The following is a 21,325-nucleotide window of genomic DNA, read 5'->3' on the forward strand; positions in this document are numbered from 1 at the left end:
TTTCTCGTTATCTACGCGCCTTCTCTATGCGCTAAAAACTCTTCGTAGTTGCCATCGAAGTGATTAAGTTTCTTATCCTTAATTTCAATGACTTGCGTAGCCAGTGATGATACGAACTCACGGTCGTGACTTACAAAAATAACGGTGCCGTCGAACTTATAAAGTGCATTATTTAACGCTTCAATCGACTCCATATCCATGTGGTTAGTCGGTTCATCCATTACTAAAACGTTAATATCTTCAAGCATAAGCTTACCGAATAACAAACGGTTCTTTTCACCCCCTGAACATACCTGAACGCGCTTGTTAAAGTCGTCAGACGTAAACAACAGACGCCCTAACATGCCTTTAATTTGAAGGTCGTCATGTTTAGGGCTGCGCCACTGGCTCATCCACTCGAACATAGTGATATCTTCAGCAAAATACTTGGCGTTGTCCTGTGGGATATAGCCGATAGCCGCGTTTTCAGCCCATTTATAACTGCCGGCTGTGGGCTCAATATCGTTAACCAAACACTTTAATAGTGTGGTTTTACCTGCCCCGTTTTCACCGATGATCGCTAAGCGCTGACCGGCTTCAAGAAGCAGGTTCGCATCGTCAAATAACGGCAGGTCTGGGTAGCTATGCCCTAGCTTCTCAAGGGTAATGGCTAGTCTGTGAAGCTTTTTGTGTTGCTTGAAAACGATGTAAGGCTTACGACGGCTAGAGGCTTTAACTTCAGCAAGTTCAATCTTTTCAAGGCGACGGGCACGAGAGGTTGCCTGTTTAGCTTTAGATGCGTTTGCCGAGAAGCGGGCAACAAAGCTTTGAAGCTCTTCAATTTCGGCTGATTTTTTCGCATTTTCTGCATGAAGCTGCTCTTGAACCAGCATGGCAGCTTGAATATAGTCGTCGTAGTTACCTGGGTAAATACGTAGTTCACCGTAGTCGATATCAGCCATGTGTGTGCAAACAGAGTTAAGAAAATGTCTGTCATGCGAAATAATAAGCATGGTGGACTTACGTTTATTTAGCTCTTCTGCAAGCCAGCTGATGGTGTAGATGTCCAAGTTGTTGGTAGGTTCATCAAGTAGAAGAATATCCGGTTCAGCGAATAGCGCTTGGGCTAAAAGCACACGCACTTTTTTACCCGGGGCCACTTCTTTCATTAAGCCAAAGTGATAGTTTTCGTCGATGCCTGCAGACGTTAATATTTCCCCAGCACGTGCTTCGGCTGTGTAACCGTCCATTTCAGCAAACTGGGTTTCTAGGTCTGCTACACGCATACCGTCTTCTTCGCTCATTTCAGCTTTACTGTATATGGCGTCGCGCTCTTGCTTTACTTCCCACAATTCACGATCACCCATTATTACCGTATCTACGACGCTGAATTCTTCAAACGCAAACTGATCCTGACTCAAGATACCGAGTTTTGTGCCCGGTGCCATAGAGACGTTACCTGCGGAAGGCGTAAGTTTACCGCTTAAAATTTTCATAAAGGTCGACTTACCACAACCATTTGCGCCAATTAGGCCGTATCGGTTTCCGTTGCCGAATTTTGCGGAAATATTTTCAAATAATGGCTTAGAGCCAAACTGCATGGTGATATTTGCGGTGGTAATCAAAACAGGTATCCAGGGGTAAAACGATGAGAAGAGATATTACTGAGCGAATAATCTGCCCACTAATATTTAAAAGCGGGCGCACTATAAGGAATTGAAGGCTTTATGTCGAGGGAATTTTGAACCCCGAATTCAGATAATAAGTGCACCACTCTTGGTTAAATGGTGAGAAGAGATCAACTGCCTGTTGGTGGTACTCTGTAATCGCCAAAAAACAAGAGTAGTTACCATGAGTTACAAGCAGTTGATCGAGGGACAACGATACCAGATAGAAGCCTACTTACGCGAGGGTTTCAGTTACCGAGAAATCGGAAGTCGTTTGAAAGTGAGCCACAGCACGATCAGTCGAGAGGTTCGGCGTAATAGAATTCGCGGTACGCATTATCTTCCTGAGGTTGCGCAATCAAAAACGGTTAAGCGACGGCGAAGTGCAGCAAAATATAGTGTACCAGCACTCACTGTTACGTTTGTCGAGTTTGGCTTGAATCAAAAGTGGAGTCCTGAACAAATAGCCGGTGTGGGTAAACTTATTGGCCAGCCAGTTAGTCATGAGTGGATTTATGGTTATGTACAGCATGATAAACTTTCAGGTGGCAAGCTCTATAAACAGCTGCGCCATGGCCGACGTAAATACCGAAAAGGCTGTCGCGCGAAGCGCGTGATTATCCGGAACCGCGTTGGTATTGAGCATAGGCCTGCTATCGTTGATAAAAAGAAACGCTTCGGCGATTGGGAAGCAGACACCGTATTAGGCAAAAACGGTACAGGTGCCATTGTGAGTTTGGTTGAGCGGAAAAGTAAGTTCTACCTAATACGTAAGGTGCCTGCGAAGAGCGCAGAAGAAGTCAGTCGTGCAATGATTGGTATGTTATGGCGCTATCGCAGGCATGTGCACACTATTACCGCAGATAATGGAACCGAATTCTGCGGGCACGAGTTGGTCGCTGAAAAGCTGAAAACAGACATCTACTTCGCCAATCCCTATTCGTCTTGGGAGCGAGGTTTGAATGAGAACTTTAACGGGTTACTGCGGCAGTACATCAGTAAAGGTACAGACCTGGGCACAGTAACACACGAGCAGATTGCGCAAGCGCAACGTGCTCTGAATTTGAGACCAAGGAAGTGCCTTGGTTACAAACAGCCAGAAGTTGTCTTTAATAAATTACGCGGAGCGGCCTAATTTAGCGAGTGGTGCACTTCGGACTTGAATTCGCGAACAGTTTTAGTATTCTACTTTGCTTACGAGAAATTTTGAGCATTTGAAGCTCAATTAAAGAAATAGGTAAAAGAGTCGGTAAATAATTCCTGAGAAGGAAAATATTACTCTACAGCAAATTCCAATACTGATAATTATCAGTGTATTTACTGCAGAACATGCTGTTTTCTGATGTTCTAAATTGCGCTAACCTCTCTTTACATAAGAAAAAATATGTTTACGCTCAATCTTTATCAGCTTTAAAGGTATATGAGTGGCCTCAACTTTGCTTACGTTAAGCATTGAAACCATTGAATCCATTGAAATTAAACTACTTGTTGGGAAAAGCCGAAGTATACACAACTTATCGGCTAACGTTGGTCGACGTTTTATTTAACTATGCGCTACATTTATTAGGTATCGATAGAGAAAAAATAAAATCTCGCATATATAAGAGGGAAACAAAATGAAGCTTTTGAAAACCATTGTTATAAGTTGCTTTTCTGCAACGGTTATTATGTCTGGAAGTGTGCACGCTGAAGCGATAAGTTCTGATAGTGTAATGCAAACCCAAATGGCTCAGTACAATAAGCAGCAGCTTATTGATATGGTTAATCGCTCAGACGTACAAAGCAAGCTGGTTAGCTTAGGCGTTGATAGCAATGACGCAATTGCCAGAATTAACGCTATGACCGACAGCGAAATTGCACAACTGAACGACGAAATCAATCAAGCGCCAGCAGGCGGTATTGTGGGTGCGGTACTTACCGTTTTAGCGGTTATTGCCATTTTAGACCTTGCAGGCGTAACAGATGTTTATCCGTTTATTCGCCCTATAAGCAACTAATGGAATGAATGCCATATTTAAAAGAGCCTGCTTTTTAGCAGGCTTTTCTCTTTTACTTTTACTGACTGGCTGTCAGGCCACACCACAAGCAGACCAACTGCGACAAGCAGGCCTTGCTTCTTTGCCACAGTCGCACACTATTCAATCTGTGCCTTTTACTCCCCAAGAGCAGTTCTACTGCGGGCCTACTACGCTCTCCGAAGTGTTTGGCTATTATGGAAAAAGTGTCTCTCCTTCTGATATAGCGCCTAAGTTATTTATTCCAAATAAAGAGGGTAGCCTTCAGTTAGAAATGGTGAGTGCCACCCGTCAGTACGGCTTTTTGCCGTATACCGAGCGAGGAACGCTCTCTTCTGTGATGCAGTTTGTTAAAGACGATATACCAGTTGTAGTTTTTCAAAACTTATCTATTCAGCTTTTGCCACAATGGCATTATGCCGTCGTGATTGGGTTTGATAGCGAGAAAGGAACCGTGACACTGCACACGGGGCTTACGCCAAATCATGAGATGTCGCTAGAACTCTTTGAGCGAACCTGGGGAAGAGGAAATTATTGGTATCTTGCCCCCGTTCCGCCGCGCGTTACCTCATCACAAATGACACCATTCACTTATGTGAGTGCTGCCTATGACATGCTCAAAGTAGGCGATAAGCAGCAAGCATTAGCGTTTTTAGAAACCGCTTCGCAAACATGGCCGGAATATTGGCTAAGCTATTTTCTCATTGCTAATTACTATCTGGAAGAGAACGACAGTCAAGCGATAACATGGTTTGAAAAAGGTTATGATGTAGGCCAGCAACAGCAAGCATATATACACAATTATATCGTTGGGCTAAGACAAAATAACTTGCGCGACCAAGCGAACAAAGTTCTTAAACAGGGACTTAAGCGCTTTCCCGACAACGAGGCTCTTATAAAGCTAAAAGAGTGAAAAATTACGATAAATTTAACGCAATTTTTTTTAATTAACCCGATTTTTCTACTACCCTTTAGTTATTGATTAATAACTAATGTTGGCTATGACTAAGAATTTTAGTAGCTCATCGATTAGTTATAAAGACAGTATTATAACAAGCACGCTACACGGAATCTTCAATGAAAGTAGCGCGGAAGAATATAAAGAGCAATTGTTCGAATTAGTGATGGGGTTGAATAAAAAGCCCTTTGCACTTCTTGCTGATATTAGTCAGGTGGAAGGCGCAACACCTGAAGCCTTTGATATAGTAAAGCGCATTATCAATCGACTGCCCGAAATGGGCCTGGTAGCGAAAGCATACGTTTACCATGGGCCAGTTATCCGCGGGATCATTTTTCAAAGGATCCCTGAGCTAAAACGTTTGGATTATTTGTTTTTTACCGATATTGACGAAGCGCAGTTGTGGTTATTGCAAGAATACAAACGTAAATTTCATCCCGTTTAATAACTTTAATACAGTATTAAATCAAAGGTTGCGCCAGGCTAATGTGATAGGTTTTTTATCTGGTTGGTGCAGTTCACTCTAGTAGTTACCCCCTATGCAGGTTGCTCGCTTTATACACGATTCTAATTTGGTCAACGCTATCAAGTGATGGCTCAGCATTTCCGTGAAGATGCGGGCATTGAAGCGAGGCCAGTAGAAGATGACCATGTTATCCCTTCAACAGCGCATCATATTGATAGCATCAGTTTGTAAGTGATATTTACGACGCAAACGTGGGTCAAAACGCTAATGCGACTACAGGTACGGTTACCTTTGAGTTTGACCCCGAAACGGGAAAAGTATTGCCTTTAAGCATCCTTAACTAAAGTGTCTCGCAAGCTGTATAAAGTGCTTTAAAATGCATCGCCTTTTAGAGCCTTGCAGTTTTAAGCGCGAACACACGTTTATTAAGCCCCGTGTCGTATGAACAGCATGGGGCTTTTTTATGCTCGACCACAACGCTATAGCCTTGATATCTACCACTGTACGTTAAACAATTGGTGTAGGTTTTGCGTATTAAATATTCCTTAGAAAATAAAATTGTTAGCATTAATACGCAGGAGCCCCGTCATCCGTGGCCAGTACAAACCTTTTTGAAAATGAGCAGGCAATAGCAATAGCAGCACTTGTGGGTGTGGTTATTGTGCTTTTCATCATTAAACGTCTTATTTTGGTGCGCTTAAAGGCAAAAGCGCGTTCTGAAAAAAGCAGTATGTCTGATATTTATCGGGTACTTGTGCTCTCGTTAAATGCCCCTTTAAATTTGCTGATTTGGGTTATTTTTCTTCAACTGGTAAAAAGTATCGTTTCGGTATTTAGCATTGAAGATGAGGTCGCTATAAAGGCACTCGGCATTGTTATTGAAGCAGGGATAATCATCACTGTATTTCTCTTTTTCGAGCGCTTTGTCAATTACACCCTAAAGCGCTACCGCGACCAATCAACGATAGTTAAAAACACAAGTGCGATAGCGGGTGGTGCGGTACGGGCCGTATTCGCAGTATTAGCCATACTTATTATTTTAAGTACGATGGGGGTTTCGGTTACGCCTATCGTAGCTTCGCTGGGTATCACCTCTTTAGCGGTAGCATTAGCACTTCAGCCCACCTTAGAAAACTTCTTTTCAGGTATTCAGTTGGTGATGGATAAGCCTATCCGGATTGGGGATTTCATAGAGTTAGATTCAGGTGAGCAAGGGTTTGTCGAGAAAATTGGTTGGCGCTCTACATGGGTTAGAATGCTGCCCAACAACATCGTCATTATGCCAAACAGTAAATTATCTAACTCAAAGCTTATTAACTATTACTATCCCGAGCGGGAGCTGTCGGTGCCTGTAGATGTGGGAGTACATTACAGTTCAGACCTAGAACACGTTGAAAAAGTCTGCTTAGACGTTGCCAACTGCATATTAGAACAGCACGAGTACGGCGTTGAGACTTATCAACCGTTCGTTATATTTCACACCTTCGACAATTCAAGCATTAATTTAACGGTGATGCTGAGAACCCGAGAGTACTTCAATCGGTTCTTTATAAAAAGCGCGTTTATAAAGATGCTTAAAAAGCGTTTTGACGAAGAGGGTATCGTGATCCCGTTCCCTATTACTGCACTAAATGTTGAGCAAGAAGGGGCGGCGAGTGCGCTTTACAACCAGCGACACCAAAATCAGCCTTCAGAGCAATATCAGGAAAAGCCGCCACGGCCAACGTAGGCAAGCCTCAATTCGCTAAGCCTTAAATAGGGTTGGTTGGCTAACGCAACCAGGGTTTTGGCATCAAAAAAGCCACGTTACACAACGTGGCTTCACAGTGTTCACAGGTTACAACTGCCGTGTATTAGAACGTGTAGCGCGCCGACACACCTAGTAGGTCAACATCATCAGCGATCACATAGGTCGCACCGAATGAAAACTGCGGCGTAAAGAAGTAGTCTGCGCCAATTTCAAAGGCAGTTTCATCTTCTTCAATGTCGATATAGCGAATAGCGCCGCGAAGCTCAAACTGCTCAGACAGCATTGAGCGAACACCGGCAGTAATGCCATAGCCGTTGTCGTCCGCGTCACCAGAAATGACACTAGAATCGAGATCAACATCTACATATTCGTAAGTGACTTCACCAAAAAAGTCTGTATTAGCGGTTAGGCCGTAGCGGTAGCCGATACCCGCAGACACATAGTCTAAATCGATATCACCACCAGATAGATCTTCACTTAACTGACCGTAACGACCCGTTAGGTACACATTTTCATTTAGTGCTTTAAAGCCTTGAATTTGAAAGCCCGTAGGCTCGAAATCACCAGCGTCTTCAATATCTGCTTGTACATAACCAGCTTTAACGAAGTCATAAGAAGGCGAAGCTGCAAATGCATTTAAAGAAAGTGCGCCAAAAATACCGGCGATAATGGTACGTTTCATTGTTTCTAATATCCTTTTAACAATAATTACTTCCAACCACTTCGGAAGCATCACCATTATGGGGATGGTTTTTTTAAAACCAAACGGTGGCTACTAATAAATCGTGTATTCAAAAGCAGCAGCATGGTTAGGGGGAATGATACTTACTCGATTAAAGTCGGCAAAAGGCTATGTCATTACTTTCTAATAAAAACACAGATGACAACGCTACCCATACTCAAAGCCATTGTGGTAACGCTAAATGAAAGTGTAGGCCCCGCTGTAAACAACGTAACGAAATAAGCGCCCGCTGCGGCCCCCGTTAAGTGAAAAAAGCCTGTTAACGCGGCTAAAAAACCGGCTGAAGTTTTAGAAAACCCAAGCATCATGGTGACGCTGCAAGGCATGGCAATGCCAATAAAAAAGAACGCGATATAGCAATAAATCAATATAGCAATTAACTCAGCATCACCGGTGCCTATCGTTACTAAACAGAACAGCAACGAAAGCCCTAGTATAAAGATGCTAGAGAGCTTGAACTTTGTGATTGTTGCTATGGCAGCGAGACGAATGTTCGTTAAGCTTCCCACCACAAAACAAAGGGTAGCAAAAAGCGAATATATCGAGAACATGGTTTTGCTAAGCTCAAACTGCTGCATAACCATAGAAGGCGCGATAGTAATAAAGCAAAAGACAATGCCGTATAATAGGCCGCTAGCTACCCCTACCGAAACAATATTTACTATTGAGTTTTTGATAAGCGCTAACGTGTCACTTAATACATTAGCCGAGTTAGGCGTCGTATATTGATTAATGGTCGAACCTACTGAAAAAAGCAATAGTAGCGCTATTAATCCCATCATTAGAATAAAGTAAAAAATTGCGCTGACCCCAAAATATCCACCAATTAATGTACCGACAAGTGGTGCTATTGCAGGCGCAATAGCAAAGGCAATATTGGTGATTGAAAGCGAAACGTTAAGCTGCTTTTCATTAAATAATTGCCGGGATAAGCCACGGGAAACTGACACACCCACACCGCCGCCGAGCCCCTGTATAATACGACCAATAAGAAAAGTGGACTCCTTATCGGCAAGGGTGACCATAGCGGTGCCAGCCATAAACACCAAGAGCCCGTATAGCAAAAACGACTGCTTATTTACATAATCGCAGATGAAGCCAGACAGTAACTGTGAAATGGAAAAAGCGATAAGAAAAATCGCTACACTTTTTTCAATAACCCCAACATGACTGCTATACATAATCGCTAAGTCGTAAAAGAAGGGGCTATAAATACTGGTAGAAACCTGGCCTAGAATAGACAGTATGGTGAAGGTGCCAGTCATGGAATAAAAGGCATGGCGCGACATCGGCAACTTCATCTAATAGCAAACCAGTCAGTAAATAGAACAACTATTTATAAATGCTACAGACAGGATATGACAGTTTTAATAACAATGTATTTTGAGACTCAATGTGCTTGTAAGTGACGTACTCGGTGCTCGAGTTTTTTCTGCCGAAAATATTCATTTGCACAACGACCTCAGAGAAGAAATGAACTCATTTGAATATGCCGGGATTAATTTCGAAGAGAAAGTGTTCTACGAAAGATGTAAGTAATAACTATCGTTAAAACGTAGAAAAAATGGTGGCCCCACCCTGACTTGAACAGGAGACCTGCCGATTTTGAAACTCGAACCGAGCGTTTACCGGTAGTTACTTTATTTACCTAGTAATTACTTAATTTTTAATATAAATCAATGGGTTGTTGAGTTTTTTATCTCTATTGCTTAATTTTTTAAGCAATTCAGCGCATTAGATTTTGCGCTCAAAGTAACACAGAGGTAGCACAGCATGTCAGCAACAAAATTCAGGTTTACAGAACAGGCCATCGAGAAATTATCAGGCTCGGAGAAACGCGCTCGATATTACGATTCTCAAGTGCTAGGTCTCATTATTGACTTTCTTCCATCAAATAAGAAAACGTTTCGGGTTTTGTGTTTGGTGCTGACAACCATCATGGCAGAGTGGTGGAGCCTAAAAAGATAATTAAAAAAATAAACGAAAGGGCTGACATTTCTTTTACTCTTCACGACCTGCGCCGAACTTTCTGCTCTGTTGCTGAAACGATCGGTGTCGGGACTTACACCTTGAAACAGCTACTGAATCATAAGGCCAGCCGCAGTGATGTTAGTGCTGGTTATACGGTTTTGACAGCGGAGGAATTAAGAGAGCCAGCAGATAGGATATGTAAAAGGCTATCGTAATACGCTGGAGTTAAAAGCTGTAGTGACGAAAGTTCGTTAGGACAACTTACAAAACAGTTAACAAGCTTATGCAAGGAACAGCGACTTGAACTGATGTCAGCTTTATTAGCATAAAAGAGACAAAACGATAGAGGGAGTATCTGGCTCCCTCGAATATTAGCGAGTTTGTAGTAGCTCAGCCTGCTTCACTACTGAATTCTGAGATTCTACAGCTCTATCAATAACACGGCTGTATACCTTTTTCTTTCTAGACGAGTCGGCATTGCGGACAAACTCAGACAGGCTGGAGTTGTATTTGGTTGTCTGGCCGTTTTTAAATCTGGCAAACATCATCATTCTCCCATTTGATTGCCCAATTAATGAGCGGGTTGCGATTGTATCAGGGTAGTAAGCGCCTCGCGAGTAAATTTTTGCTTAACATGATTTTCTACAGCCTGAATGTTAGCGTGGTACATACGAGTGCCCCCCTCGTTGTCCTTTAACAATAGATCTATTTTTATCTGACCACCAAATTGCTGCTTTAGATTCCGTACTACCGCTTGAGATTCTAAAAATTGCTCTACAAATATTTCAGGGTTAATCCGTCTACCTTCGACTTTTTCTCTAGATTGAACAAACTTCCATGCTAACTCTGGTGACTGGTATACAAACAATACGAGAACTGCGCGACCTCGATCAATAGCCCGTTTAATGTTTTTCTCGGCTATAGCGTAATTTGATAACGTTCCATCAAGCAAAAATGACTGCTTACGATTAAACGCATTGTCTAGAGTTCGCTCTACAATAAAGGAGACCGCTCTTTGGAATAGGAATGAATTGTCTCCCGTATATTGTTCGAAATAGTGACGTAATTCGTCGGGATCTAATCGAATAACATTGGTAGCTTCAACTTCTTGCAGAAACCCTTTGGAGGTTTCGGTTTTCCCCGCGCCTGGGGAGCCGGCCATGAAGACCGCTACGGGTTCATCTTCAGGAGGGAATCTTTCTCTGTCAGTCAATTCGTTTGCAATGGCAGTACGGCTCTTCTTAGCAAACTTAATGGCTTCTTGTTCAATACGCTTTTCGTCTTCAGTCATCTCGTGATTTACAACCGATACAGCTGATACTTATACACATACAGTAACGTTCAGTAATAGATAAATAAATAAAAACTAAAAGATAACTAATAGCGGCTCTCTACAGCTCAAGCATAGCAAGGGCTTCACAGACGATAGAACTTTCTTGATACACACTGAAAACCTTTTTCGTACGTGGATAAGTCGATTTCAAACTATTTTCGTACACTGAATCGAGTGCACTTGCTAAAACGCTATAAAAAGGGGCAAGTAAAGCAGAGCTTCAGCGCTGGCTTGTTCGTAAAGGTGTTGCTGTAAACTGGACTACGGTGAAACGCTGGCTGGATAGAAATGCCTAAATTCGCCAAAGCGGAAACGCAGGCGGAAAATGGTGGCCCCACCCTGACTTGAACAGGGGACCTGCCGATTATGAGTCGGATGCTCTAACCAACTGAGCTATGGGGCCATTTTGAAATGTGCTGTGAAGTTTTTAATTGCAAATAGCTTTGCGTAACAACCACGAGCGAGCGCAAGTATAAGCAGTTTTATTTGCCTTGTCACGCCTCGCTAGTGGCTTTGTGATTTGTTTGCTTTATTTTTGTTCACTAAGCCGTGTTTTTCAGGTCTTACACCACCTTTTAATGTATCTTTATCTTATCACATCCTTTTACACTTAAAGCTTTGGTGTAACTAAGTGGTATAAGCTTTCGCCATTGTTACTTTAAGCCGCACGTTATTATTGTTTCTATTTGCTCGTGTACCTTGACTCACAAAGGCTAAAAGCATCACTATTGGCGAAAATGCAGTGTGTTGAACCAAACGCCTAGAACAGCGGGTGTTAAACAAGCAGTTATTCGTACCAAAATTGCTGAATATTTATAGGAAGTAAATAATTACATGAAAATGCCTTTTCGCATGGGGGCCATGCCTTCGCTTCTTTTAACAGCGCTGCTTGCGCTAGCTGGGTGCGACGTTATTGACTTTAAAGGGCGCGAGCCAGGTGAAATCCCTTTTAAACTGGTGGGTGTAGACACGGGTGCATGCCCTATGATCATGAGTATCGGGCAAGACCGTTGGAATATCGACTATTTTGGGTTTTACCTAAGCAAGCCAGAAGTGCGTATTGATGGGAAGTGGCAGCGAGTTAAGTTTAAACAAACAAAGTGGCAAACGCCGAACGAAGCCTTATTGAAGTTTCACAATAAGTGTATCACCCCAGACGATGCCAACAGTAAACTAGTGCTTGATGTTTCAGAAGAGCTGTTAAAACTGGCGACTAATCTTCGCTTTACGATGGGGCTGCCTTTCGACGTTAATCACGCCGACGCCCTTACACAGCCTTCACCGCTTAACGATAGTTCGATGTTCTCAAATCGACGAAACGGGCATCAATTTCTAAGGTTGGACGTATCTAAAAACGCTAAGGAAACGCGGGAGTGGTCCTATCATCTAGGCAGCGCAGGCTGTGGGTCAGAGTCTGAAGCAGCTCCCCCTGAAACATCGTGCGCGTTCACTAATCGCGTTGAGTTTATTTTACCAATGACACAGCTAGACACCGATTTGGACATAGAAATTTCAGTATCTAATATTGTTGCGCAAGTCGATATAAACGACGCAGAAAGTTGTGTATTTGCCTCTTCTGAGGTGTCGCCCTGCGACAAGCTTATTCAAAACCTGGTACACAGGCCGTGGATTAAGTGGCAGTAATAGCCTTTGTATCGGTAAAAAAAGTTAGGCCTTTGATTGTTTTGTTGTTTGCATTTTTATTGAGGCCGACTAAAACGGGGCGTTTGTTTATCGATATCAATGGTAAAAAGTGAGTATTTAAACACCAAAGGTGCAAAAAATAGCGATTTATTGCTCATTTTGTGTAATTTATGTTTATACTTTGCACGCATATATCAACCAAATGCTGATGTGTTGTTTATTAACATCGTGATAAACTCAAAAACTCAGAATCTTTGTTAATAATCAAAAAAGCAGGTAAGCGGTCGCGGAGATAAGAATGACTGAAAAACCCTTCATTACTAGTGGTCGAAATACCATCATTCACAAAATAAGAAAATTAGATTTATTGGTTATCAATGGCGATGATAACCCGCCTATTATTGTAACTTATAAAGGTATCAAGCAGTACGAAGGCAAAGTGCCTGAAAACAAGCGCGATGCTAAAATGATGGATATGGAATTGGTAGATGTTACTACCAGCGATGTTTTCGGCGACGAAAAAACACTAGTGTTTATACAAACGCTAAATGGTAAAGAATACAAGATTGACTACTCAAAAGTTGGTACGAGTATGTTTATCAAAATCCACCAAGACAGCATTTTCTAAAGCACACTCGCGTCACGCGCAAACAATGTGATTTAGACGAGCGGGGTCGAGTGGTTTGACCCCCGTTGTCAGCTTTCAATAAATTAACGCCACCAATAATTCCTCTCTTTCCCTATCTCTACACGTAACGGTTATTACGTTGCTCAGTTTAATAATGTTGCAAAGTGTGTGTTAAGTACGACTAATAACAGTTTAGACCGATTATTAAACCTTAGCTTTTGTACGCTTGTCGCAATATCGCATATAGCGGTGCTTTAACGTTTTTATAGCGTGAACTTAACATAGTTTCACTAATTTAATGATGCGGCGACAAAAAGAGGTCGTCACCGCGTCACCGAATATTATCAGAGGAACTTGTTATGTTTATGTCACGCCGTGTTACCCAATTTGCTTTAATTGGCATTAGTTTGTCGCTAACCGTTTCAGCTGCAAGCGCAGCTTCTTACCCCAAAGCTCTTGAGAATGAGTTAATCGCCATTTGTAAGGCTGTTAAAAGTGATAGCCGTTTGCAGCTACACCGCGCAGTAAAGGCGACAGGTTTGAGCATGCGAGATCTGCACGATGGATTAGTTTGTAATGGCCAAGATATGTTGACCTTTGCTGTGACGCACAATGCATCTGAAACCGCTCAACATATTGCACGCCGTATTAATGCAAGCCCCAGTGTATTAACAGCAAAACGCTAGTGAAAACCTTTATGCCCTGGCAATTGGGCTACGTAATGCGTAGCCCCTTTTTTCACGCTAACTGGTATTCGCTTTAGGCTGTTGCGGGCCAAGACGATTCGAAAATATTCAACACGAGTACGGTTCACACGTGCAAGGGAACGCAGATGATCGCACTGGTTTTCTTACAATCTGTTGCTATGCAAACTTCGCTTTGTACCATGCTTGAAAAGCTCGACCTATTCAGACATGTTTACGGCGCGCATTCGGTTGGACATAGTTTGGCACTTGCTGAAAAACACCCCCAGTCCATCGGTTTTTATAGCGTGTCGAAGTCTAGCCGAAATCTCGCTTCAAAGCATTGGCTCGCTGTAGGAGATAAAGACGAAGAAGCCATGTTGGCATTTAACCATAATGCTTCAGGGTTCATTACGTCTCCGTTTAATGAACAGCAGGTGCGGTGCACTGTTGAACACGTTAAAGCTAAGCACTATTGCCACAAGCGCGATGTTCAATTTAACCTGTTAGTGAAAGGATTATGTAAGCAATATGGCGTATCTGAATCTGCGCTTTTAGCTACATTGAGGCAGCAGCTCTATAAAAACGCGCAGCCAAATGTAGTAGGAATACGCGCAGAAAACGGATGGTGCTGTTTGAACCCCGCAGACATCAAGTGGATAGAAGCAGCGGGGGATTACATGTGTGTGCAGACATTATCGGAAAGTTACATCGTTCGTACCACCCTGTGCCATTTGTTAAAGCGGTTAGGCGAACACCACTTCAAACGCTGTAACCGGTCGGTAGCGGTTAACGCAAAATACGTAATGCATATAGAACAAAAATTGAATCAACAGCGAGTTGTCATGCACGGTGGCGAAGCGTTTAAAATAACGCACAAATATTACTATCAGTACTGGCACACAGGCTAAGTTGACGACTCGCCATTGCCGACTTTATATTGCTAATTACTGTGCAAACGTGGCGTTTTTAGCGAGTGCTTGCACTTCCCATACTCTTCCCACATAAGACCATGGTACTGCTGGTGGTTAAACCTGCTAATGGTTACACTGTTTTGCTAAACGGGTAAAAAAAGGGAGAGCAAGTGAGAAATGCGATAAACACGGTGGTAGGGGCAGTGTTGGTGTTTACTGCATACTACGTTGGCCTGCTCATCGTTAACCTAACTTCTCTTCCCGTGCCAGGCCCATTGGTGGGGCTTCTTTTATTAGTAGGGGTTTTATTTGCCTTTCCCCAAACAGAGCGCCAGGTTGCTCGGGCTGTTACCTTCCCCCTTAAGCATATGTCGCTGCTTTTTGTGCCAGCGGTATTGGGCGTATCTATTTATTGGTCTGATATCAAGGCTAACGCCCTTGCTATCGCTATCGCAATTATTATTACCACTTCGTTTTGTTTAGGTCTCACAGCGTGGCTGACTCAGGCGCTTCTTAATACCAAAAGCACGCATAAAACGCAGCTAAACAACATCAATAAGAACGAAGGAGGTACAAATGATTGAGGCGCTCAATCACGCCTTTAGTTTACGTGGGCTGTTTTGGATAAGCGTTTCTATTGTGAGCTATATCGCAGCACTTTGGGTCAATAGATTATGTAAAGGGCATCCGGCAGCTCACCCTATCGTTACCACTGCACTTCTCGTATCACTAGGGCTGTATCTTACCCATACGTCAGTTACTGCGTACCAACATGCAGCATCTTTATTATATTGGCTGTTAGGACCAATTACCGTTGCCTTAGCGTTGCCTATTTATCGGCAGTGGCAAAAACTCAAACACTATGGTTGGCGTCTTTTAGTAAGCATTGCTTTTGGGGGCGTGCTAGCGCCAATTGGGGCGTGGTTAACACTGTTTGTGTTAGATGCACCAAGGGCCATGCAGTTTACTATACTGGCTAAATCAATTACTACGCCGCTAGCTATGGAAACAAGCGCCCAGATAGGCGGCATTCCTGCATTAGCTGCAGTATTTGTTATTGTAACTGGCGTGGTAGGGGCGATTATGGCCACTTCAATGTTTTCTTTGTTTAATGTAACGAATAGACAAGCACAGGGGATTGCGCTTGGCACGGTTGCTCACGCGGTAGGCACGGCAAAAGCTATTCAAATGGGAGAGGATGTAGCGGCAATGGCCATATTGGGCTTATGCGTGAACGGCATATTCACTGCTGTCGCGTTACCCATTGTTTTTGGGCTGTTTGTTTAACCATTTGAAAGCAAGATAACTGGGCCGGTTTTATAAATACAGAGTTTTAAGGCAAAGCAAAGTCGGCTGGCAATATTCCCCAAAAGTGCTATTTCTTAGAGAGGCGTTTCGTATCACTATATACGGAAGATTATCTGATAATAAAAGTAGTGACCCAGCCGTTCAGTTAGCAAGCGGGAAAATCGTTACTACAGTTCATTGTAGTTGTGCCGATACAATTGAAATTGCTAAGAAATGCCAGTGGTTTCTGGTTTAAAAAGCTAGGTGGTAAAAGAACTTAATGTTTTCTGTACTCGTGTGTGACGACTCTCTGGTTGCCCGCAAGCAAGTGGCCAAGTGCCTTCCTCAAGATTGGGAAGTAGCGGTCCATTTTGCCAAACATGGGCAAGAAGCGCTGACGGCGCTGGCAGAGGGAAAAGGTGACCTTTTGCTGCTTGACCTTAATATGCCCGTTCTCGATGGGTACGGCACGCTGGAAGCAATTCAGAAGCAGGGCCTTAAGACGAAAGTTATTGTCGTATCTGGAGATATTCAACCAGAAGCTCATGACCGGGTGACTTCCTTAGGTGCCTTAGATTTCATTCGAAAGCCCGTTGACCCTAAGAAACTGGCTGAGGTGTTAGATAAGTACAATATTCTTCATGCTGAGGAAGACGATGTTGTAGAAGCGTCCCCGCTAGACCCGGATATTCGCGATTGCTACCAGGAAATTACTAACATTGCTATGGGCCAAGCGGGTGATCACCTTGCCCGTACAATGAATGTATTTGTAGAGCTGCCCATTCCTAATGTAAATCTTATTGAAGTCTCAGAGCTTCACATGATGCTTTCAGATATTGAATGCCACGAGCAGGTTACCGCGGTATGCCAAGGCTTTTTGGGGCCGGGAGTGAGCGGTGAAGCACTGTGTATTTTAAGCGATTCAAGCTTTGATGATGTGGCTAAAATACTTAATGTGGAAGGGGAAGTAGACGATCAACTTCAGTTAGAGCTCTTGATGGACGCCGCCAGCATACTTATTGGCACTTGCCTAACGGGTTTGGCGAACCAAATGGACATTAACTTCAGTCAGGGCCACCCCATAGTACTTGGCCAGCACCGCGCTATCACTGAAATTATTGCCATGAATCAAATCAAATGGAAGCGTACCTTAGCGATAGAGCTTAGCTATGGTCTAGAGGGCTACAACGTACAGTGCGACTTAATACTTTTATTTACAGAAGAGTCGATGAAGATGATGAATTCTAAACTTGCCCACTTGTTGGAGGATTTTTAATGAGCCAACATTTAGATGAGTTCCAAGAATTCCATTGGATGATGGATATGCTTCAGACGGTCGATGTGGGTATTGTTGTTTTAGATAGAAACTTTACTGTTAAAGTTTGGAATGGCTTTATGGAAAGTCACAGCGGCCTTCTGCCTAGTGAAGTAAGAGACAAGACCTTGTTCTCACTATTTCCTGCCATTAAGCAAGACTGGTTTATGAAAAAAGCGAAGCCTGTCTTCGACTTAAAAACACGCGCGTTCATGACATGGGAGCAGCGCCCCTATTTGTTCAAGTTTCCCAACTACCGGCCGATTACAGGTAGTGAGTCTTTCATGTACCAAAACATCACGCTTTCTCCACTTACATCAACTACGGGCAAAGTGGATTTTATCAGTATGATGATTTATGACATGACTGATGTGGCTGTAGGTAAAAAGCAACTTGAGGCGTTACAGGTAACCGTGTCTGAAGCCCAAGAAGCGAAAAGTTCCTATTCCTAACTGCTACATATTGCTAATCAGCAATACCATCTATATCAAGTTTTGACTCGCACTACGCTTTAACAAGTAGGTAGTGCGGCGGGAGTACGTATGCAATTCAATGTGTTTTCAATCTCAAGCTACTTTCCTCGCGCTATCGTTCGCGGATTAGTATTGTTCGCAACAGCGTTACTGCTTGCTGCTTGTGGCGGCGGAGGCGGTGACGGCGATTTAGGTGGTGATGGCGGCTCCGGCAGCGGTGACCTTGTGATAAACGCAGGCCCCGATGCGACTGTTACCGAAGGCGTCACTTACACGTTGAGTGCGCAAGTAAGCGGAGGGGATGGCACATACACCTACAATTGGAGCGCGTCGCCTTCGTTGTCTATCACTCATGAAGACACCAGCGATTCTGCTGCAAGCTTTGTTGCCCCGCTAGTTAATAACGCCACTGAATACACATTAACGGTGTCTGTTAATGACCAAAGTGGCAACACCGCGAGCGACTTTACGGTGATCACTGTGGCGCCGGTTAATATTGCACCTGAAGCGAGCATTGATGTGCCTGAGTGGGATGGGCTGCCTGCAAACACATTCCCAGGCGGTGTGGAAGTTATCTTCGACGGTACGGGAAGCAGTGATTCTGACTCAGCGTCCTCTGATGGCGATATATCCGATTACGTTTGGACACAGACATCAGGCACCAATGTTATTACGGGTGTCGACACCAACTTATCTACACTGACTATCGTCACACCTATTGCCAATGAAGAGCAACAGCTAACTTTTCAGCTTGAAGTAACAGACAGTGAAGGTGCTACTGATGTAGAAACCGTTACTATTATCGTACAATCTGAAACCGATACGCTGCCCGTAGTCAGTGCGGGAGTTTCCCAAGGCGTGTTCAGTGGTGAGGTGGTGATACTTGAAGGGGAAGCTAGCACTAGCATTCCAAGTGCCTTACCTCTTACCTACTCATGGGAGCGTAGCAATAACGTTTCATCTACAGATTCCGGCGTTACCATTCGCTCTGTTGATGACAGTGACGCGCTTTCAACCTTTGCCATTGCACCGGCAGTCACCACATCTACAGTTGTTGCCTACACGCTTACCGTGACAGACGCTAATGACAACAGCGTTGAAGACACCATAAACGTGCAAATACGTCCAATGCCAACACCGTTACTCAACGACACGGGCTTTTTGCAGCAGGCCACCAATAACGCGTTAACTGAAGCACAACAAAACGATTTTCCGGGGCAAGATGGTCAAAGAGGCGCCGACATCATTGAACAAAACGGGTTAATTGAAAAAGCGGGTCGCGGTAAAGCTGGCTTTGACTTTACCCGGTTGAATGCAAATGGTGATGAGCAAGATGCCAGTGCTGATACTTGGTCGTGTGTGCGCGATAACGTGACCGGGCTGGTGTGGGAAGTGAAAACTGACGATGGTGCGTTCCAAGATAAAGACTACACCTACTCTTGGTACAGTGAAGAAGTAAACGGCGGGTTTGAAGGTGATCAAACGGGGCTGAATGCGACCTGCTTACTGACTAGCTGTAACACGTCTGCTTATGTACAAGCCGTTAACGCACAAGGTCTATGCGGTTTTTATGACTGGCGTTTGCCTACACATGATGAACTTTTCTCATTAATGCATTTGGGTATTGCCGATGATGTGGCTATTGATGAAGATTACTTTCCTAACACTGGTGCCGTAACCAATGAACCATTGTGGTACTGGACCTCTGTACCGAGTGCAGATGGTGTAAATAGTGACGATGCGCAAAATGCATGGGCGTTAGATTTCGACTCAGGGGTAGATAACTTCCTCAATAAATCATCAGCCGCTCGCGTGCGTCTAGTAAGAGCGGGGAGATAAACATGAATAAAGTAGTCAATGTTAAAAAACGTAACAGCCACGTGCTATCTTCAATGAAAACCCTTTTTGCTTCAGCGCTTTTGGCCTGTACGTCACTGTCCACGTTCGCTCAGGAGTGTTTGTCTGATGGTCTTGAGACCACGCCAAACGATAATTTTGAAGCGGTTACCACCAGTAGTTTGTTAGATACGACAACAGATTTGGTTTGGAAGCGCTGCGCAGAAGGGCAAACATGGGATGGCTCTACATGTAGCGGCGAAGCGGTTAAGTATACGTGGCAGCAAGCGCTAGTTTTAGCCCACGAAGCAAGTAACGATGATTTGCTGGGGTGGCGTTTGCCTAACGTAAAAGAGCTAGCAACGCTCACTGAGCGAGACTGCGTTCGCCCAGCAATTAACAGCTCACTGTTCCCGGCTACACCACCGGATGACTTTTGGACATCGACGCCTTCTGCAGATGACCCCGATCGCGCGTGGGTTGTGGCATTCTTTAATGCCAGTCACTCAATCAAAGAGAAAGACCGCTTTATCTATGTACGTTTGGTTCGAACTTACACAAACGAATAAGCGGTACGCTATCGCCTCTTAGTCTTTCGTCTAGTATCGGCGCCTAAGACTTTTTATCAACAAAGCACGCTCTATAATGCGTGCTTTGTTGTTTTAGGCTAGCACGCTTTGAGTTGAGACTATCGCCAGCCTTACTTAAGCAATAGAAGAGATTCGAGCAGATAGGACATCTCGACATGTTCAACCTGATTTTTAGCACGTTAGACTCATGATGGCTTTTTATTTCGCAGTAAGCTAGCCACAATGATGGTATGAAAATGATATCGCGCCTAAAGGCAGCTTTCTTCACAATTTGTTTATTCGCTGGTCTTAGTACATCAGCGCAAGCTGAATATACTTGCAATATTGATTTTGCTTACGGTATTGCTGTTAATAACACACAGCTTAGAGTGATGGACAAAACCCGCACTGTGGTTCAAATAAACGACCGGAATCAATTGTTCATTGGCGGCCGTTGGCAAACCTTAAGCGAACAAGAGCGGCAATGGCTTGAAGAGTATTCGTCTGGGCTACACTATGTGGTGCCGAAAATGATTGTTTTGGCTACGGAAGGTGTAGACCTTGCCATTGATACCATTGAACACGTGTATTTAGGGCTAGTTGGAAGCGACCATGATAGCTATGAACGGTTAAATGCCGCAATGAAACGGGTACAAAACCGGGTTAAAGACAAGTTTAGACACGCTAGCAGTCATTATTTTATTGGGCCGGGATCGCTGGAAAGCGTTGACGAGTTTGTAGACAGTGAAATTGAAGCGCAGCTAGAAGAAGCGATTTCAACCTCGGTAGGTGGAATACTCTCTGCCATTAGCGGCATCAATACCGGGAGCGGAGAAGTGAACCAGGAAAAGGTAGCTGAAATAACCCGCCAGCTTAACAACGTGGGTGAGCACTTAGACGTTGGTGACAAAGCCACAACATTGCGCAAAAAAGCAGAGTGGTTCTGTGAGAAACTAAAACGACTTGATGTTGCCGAAGAGAAATTACGCGCCAGCATACCTGGGCTACAGCCATACAATATCATTACTCGGCATGACAAAACCGACGATTAACGTTTTGCTATGCAACATGCCCACGGAAGCACGCGAAAAACTG

At 43.7% G+C, this 21,325-nt stretch carries 21 protein-coding genes and 1 tRNA gene; 16 read left to right on the forward strand and 6 right to left on the reverse strand.

What is annotated here, in order from left to right:
- Window positions 1-11 precede the first annotated feature (11 nt).
- The gene (locus ACTRWF_RS03615) at window positions 12-1,604 is read right to left on the reverse strand and encodes an ABC-F family ATPase (RefSeq protein WP_012517408.1); all 1,593 of its coding nucleotides are present in this window, start codon (window positions 1,602-1,604) and stop codon (window positions 12-14) included.
- Window positions 1,605-1,830: 226 nt separating this feature from the next.
- On the opposite strand from ACTRWF_RS03615, the gene ACTRWF_RS03620 reads away from it, so the two are divergent.
- From ACTRWF_RS03620 to ACTRWF_RS03640, 5 genes are all read left to right on the forward strand, one after another.
- On the forward strand, window positions 1,831-2,781 hold the full coding sequence (locus ACTRWF_RS03620; RefSeq protein ID WP_462835146.1) for an IS30 family transposase: 951 nt from the start codon (window positions 1,831-1,833) through the stop codon (window positions 2,779-2,781).
- 481 nt (window positions 2,782-3,262) lie between these two features.
- Window positions 3,263-3,643: a PA2779 family protein gene (locus tag ACTRWF_RS03625; protein ID WP_012517410.1), complete on the forward strand. Its 381-nt coding sequence runs from the start codon at window positions 3,263-3,265 to the stop codon at window positions 3,641-3,643.
- Window positions 3,644-3,647: 4 nt separating this feature from the next.
- Window positions 3,648-4,574, forward strand: a complete 927-nt coding sequence (locus tag ACTRWF_RS03630; protein WP_015066331.1) for a PA2778 family cysteine peptidase — start codon at window positions 3,648-3,650, stop codon at window positions 4,572-4,574.
- Between the two features lie 88 nt (window positions 4,575-4,662).
- The gene (locus ACTRWF_RS03635; protein ID WP_041702571.1) at window positions 4,663-5,064 is read left to right on the forward strand and encodes a hypothetical protein; all 402 of its coding nucleotides are present in this window, start codon (window positions 4,663-4,665) and stop codon (window positions 5,062-5,064) included.
- Window positions 5,065-5,677: 613 nt separating this feature from the next.
- Window positions 5,678-6,814 carry a mechanosensitive ion channel family protein gene (locus ACTRWF_RS03640; protein WP_015066333.1) on the forward strand — a complete coding sequence of 379 codons (1,137 nt, stop codon included), beginning with the start codon at window positions 5,678-5,680 and terminating at the stop codon, window positions 6,812-6,814.
- 124 nt (window positions 6,815-6,938) lie between these two features.
- Here the strand turns inward: ACTRWF_RS03640 and ACTRWF_RS03645 are convergent, their stop codons facing one another.
- The 5 genes from ACTRWF_RS03645 to ACTRWF_RS03665 all read right to left on the reverse strand — a co-directional run bounded on the left by ACTRWF_RS03645 (window position 6,939) and on the right by ACTRWF_RS03665 (window position 11,284).
- Window positions 6,939-7,517 (reverse strand): outer membrane beta-barrel protein, encoded by a 579-nt coding sequence (locus tag ACTRWF_RS03645; protein WP_015066334.1) that lies wholly within the window; start codon window positions 7,515-7,517, stop codon window positions 6,939-6,941.
- 176 nt (window positions 7,518-7,693) lie between these two features.
- A complete protein-coding gene (locus ACTRWF_RS03650) occupies window positions 7,694-8,878 on the reverse strand; it encodes an MFS transporter (RefSeq protein WP_462835147.1) in 1,185 nt (394 codons plus the stop codon).
- A 1,041-nt stretch (window positions 8,879-9,919) separates the two neighbouring features.
- Window positions 9,920-10,096 (reverse strand): hypothetical protein, encoded by a 177-nt coding sequence (locus ACTRWF_RS03655; protein WP_168104024.1) that lies wholly within the window; start codon window positions 10,094-10,096, stop codon window positions 9,920-9,922.
- 23 nt (window positions 10,097-10,119) lie between these two features.
- Window positions 10,120-10,839, reverse strand: a complete 720-nt coding sequence (locus ACTRWF_RS03660; protein ID WP_462835148.1) for a zeta toxin family protein — start codon at window positions 10,837-10,839, stop codon at window positions 10,120-10,122.
- 368 nt (window positions 10,840-11,207) lie between these two features.
- Window positions 11,208-11,284: transfer RNA gene (locus tag ACTRWF_RS03665), tRNA-Ile, on the reverse strand.
- A gap of 431 nt (window positions 11,285-11,715) precedes the next feature.
- Between ACTRWF_RS03665 and ACTRWF_RS03670 the strand changes: the two genes are divergently transcribed.
- From ACTRWF_RS03670 to ACTRWF_RS03720, 11 genes are all read left to right on the forward strand, one after another.
- Window positions 11,716-12,525 (forward strand): MbnP family protein, encoded by an 810-nt coding sequence (locus tag ACTRWF_RS03670; RefSeq protein WP_015066358.1) that lies wholly within the window; start codon window positions 11,716-11,718, stop codon window positions 12,523-12,525.
- A gap of 298 nt (window positions 12,526-12,823) precedes the next feature.
- Window positions 12,824-13,153, forward strand: a complete 330-nt coding sequence (locus ACTRWF_RS03675; protein ID WP_015066359.1) for a hypothetical protein — start codon at window positions 12,824-12,826, stop codon at window positions 13,151-13,153.
- A 359-nt stretch (window positions 13,154-13,512) separates the two neighbouring features.
- Window positions 13,513-13,839, forward strand: a complete 327-nt coding sequence (locus ACTRWF_RS03680; RefSeq protein ID WP_012517422.1) for a DUF3718 domain-containing protein — start codon at window positions 13,513-13,515, stop codon at window positions 13,837-13,839.
- Window positions 13,840-13,985: 146 nt separating this feature from the next.
- Window positions 13,986-14,747, forward strand: a complete 762-nt coding sequence (locus tag ACTRWF_RS03685) for a LytTR family transcriptional regulator DNA-binding domain-containing protein (RefSeq protein WP_462835149.1) — start codon at window positions 13,986-13,988, stop codon at window positions 14,745-14,747.
- A gap of 173 nt (window positions 14,748-14,920) precedes the next feature.
- Window positions 14,921-15,334 carry a CidA/LrgA family protein gene (locus ACTRWF_RS03690; RefSeq protein ID WP_012517424.1) on the forward strand — a complete coding sequence of 138 codons (414 nt, stop codon included), beginning with the start codon at window positions 14,921-14,923 and terminating at the stop codon, window positions 15,332-15,334.
- Window positions 15,327-16,037 (forward strand): LrgB family protein, encoded by a 711-nt coding sequence (locus tag ACTRWF_RS03695; protein ID WP_015066361.1) that lies wholly within the window; start codon window positions 15,327-15,329, stop codon window positions 16,035-16,037. Before ACTRWF_RS03690 ends, ACTRWF_RS03695 begins: the two co-directional genes overlap by 8 nt.
- A 280-nt stretch (window positions 16,038-16,317) precedes the next feature.
- Window positions 16,318-17,313: a response regulator gene (locus ACTRWF_RS03700; protein ID WP_020745444.1), complete on the forward strand. Its 996-nt coding sequence runs from the start codon at window positions 16,318-16,320 to the stop codon at window positions 17,311-17,313.
- The gene (locus tag ACTRWF_RS03705) at window positions 17,313-17,804 is read left to right on the forward strand and encodes a PAS domain-containing protein (protein ID WP_015066362.1); all 492 of its coding nucleotides are present in this window, start codon (window positions 17,313-17,315) and stop codon (window positions 17,802-17,804) included. Before ACTRWF_RS03700 ends, ACTRWF_RS03705 begins: the two co-directional genes overlap by 1 nt.
- Window positions 17,805-17,894: 90 nt before the next feature.
- Window positions 17,895-19,664 carry an Lcl C-terminal domain-containing protein gene (locus ACTRWF_RS03710; protein ID WP_015066363.1) on the forward strand — a complete coding sequence of 590 codons (1,770 nt, stop codon included), beginning with the start codon at window positions 17,895-17,897 and terminating at the stop codon, window positions 19,662-19,664.
- Between the two features lie 2 nt (window positions 19,665-19,666).
- A complete protein-coding gene (locus ACTRWF_RS03715; RefSeq protein ID WP_012517429.1) occupies window positions 19,667-20,230 on the forward strand; it encodes an Lcl C-terminal domain-containing protein in 564 nt (187 codons plus the stop codon).
- Window positions 20,231-20,487: 257 nt separating this feature from the next.
- On the forward strand, window positions 20,488-21,282 hold the full coding sequence (locus ACTRWF_RS03720; RefSeq protein ID WP_012517430.1) for a YggN family protein: 795 nt from the start codon (window positions 20,488-20,490) through the stop codon (window positions 21,280-21,282).
- Window positions 21,283-21,325 lie beyond the last annotated feature (43 nt).

The organism is Alteromonas sp. G5_S2_22_S1, assembly GCF_054968525.1.

Coding starts and splice junctions, on each gene's coding strand:
- ACTRWF_RS03620 (WP_462835146.1), top strand. CDS start 1,831: ATGAGTTACAAGCAGTTGATCGAGGGACAACGATACCAGATAGAAGCC.
- ACTRWF_RS03625 (WP_012517410.1), top strand. CDS start 3,263: ATGAAGCTTTTGAAAACCATTGTTATAAGTTGCTTTTCTGCAACGGTT.
- ACTRWF_RS03630 (WP_015066331.1), top strand. CDS start 3,648: ATGAATGCCATATTTAAAAGAGCCTGCTTTTTAGCAGGCTTTTCTCTT.
- ACTRWF_RS03635 (WP_041702571.1), top strand. CDS start 4,663: ATGACTAAGAATTTTAGTAGCTCATCGATTAGTTATAAAGACAGTATT.
- ACTRWF_RS03645 (WP_015066334.1), bottom strand. CDS start 7,517: ATGAAACGTACCATTATCGCCGGTATTTTTGGCGCACTTTCTTTAAAT.
- ACTRWF_RS03650 (WP_462835147.1), bottom strand. CDS start 8,878: ATGAAGTTGCCGATGTCGCGCCATGCCTTTTATTCCATGACTGGCACC.
- ACTRWF_RS03655 (WP_168104024.1), bottom strand. CDS start 10,096: ATGATGTTTGCCAGATTTAAAAACGGCCAGACAACCAAATACAACTCC.
- ACTRWF_RS03660 (WP_462835148.1), bottom strand. CDS start 10,839: ATGACTGAAGACGAAAAGCGTATTGAACAAGAAGCCATTAAGTTTGCT.
- ACTRWF_RS03670 (WP_015066358.1), top strand. CDS start 11,716: ATGAAAATGCCTTTTCGCATGGGGGCCATGCCTTCGCTTCTTTTAACA.
- ACTRWF_RS03675 (WP_015066359.1), top strand. CDS start 12,824: ATGACTGAAAAACCCTTCATTACTAGTGGTCGAAATACCATCATTCAC.
- ACTRWF_RS03680 (WP_012517422.1), top strand. CDS start 13,513: ATGTTTATGTCACGCCGTGTTACCCAATTTGCTTTAATTGGCATTAGT.
- ACTRWF_RS03685 (WP_462835149.1), top strand. CDS start 13,986: ATGATCGCACTGGTTTTCTTACAATCTGTTGCTATGCAAACTTCGCTT.
- ACTRWF_RS03695 (WP_015066361.1), top strand. CDS start 15,327: ATGATTGAGGCGCTCAATCACGCCTTTAGTTTACGTGGGCTGTTTTGG.
- ACTRWF_RS03700 (WP_020745444.1), top strand. CDS start 16,318: ATGTTTTCTGTACTCGTGTGTGACGACTCTCTGGTTGCCCGCAAGCAA.
- ACTRWF_RS03705 (WP_015066362.1), top strand. CDS start 17,313: ATGAGCCAACATTTAGATGAGTTCCAAGAATTCCATTGGATGATGGAT.
- ACTRWF_RS03710 (WP_015066363.1), top strand. CDS start 17,895: ATGCAATTCAATGTGTTTTCAATCTCAAGCTACTTTCCTCGCGCTATC.
- ACTRWF_RS03715 (WP_012517429.1), top strand. CDS start 19,667: ATGAATAAAGTAGTCAATGTTAAAAAACGTAACAGCCACGTGCTATCT.
- ACTRWF_RS03720 (WP_012517430.1), top strand. CDS start 20,488: ATGATATCGCGCCTAAAGGCAGCTTTCTTCACAATTTGTTTATTCGCT.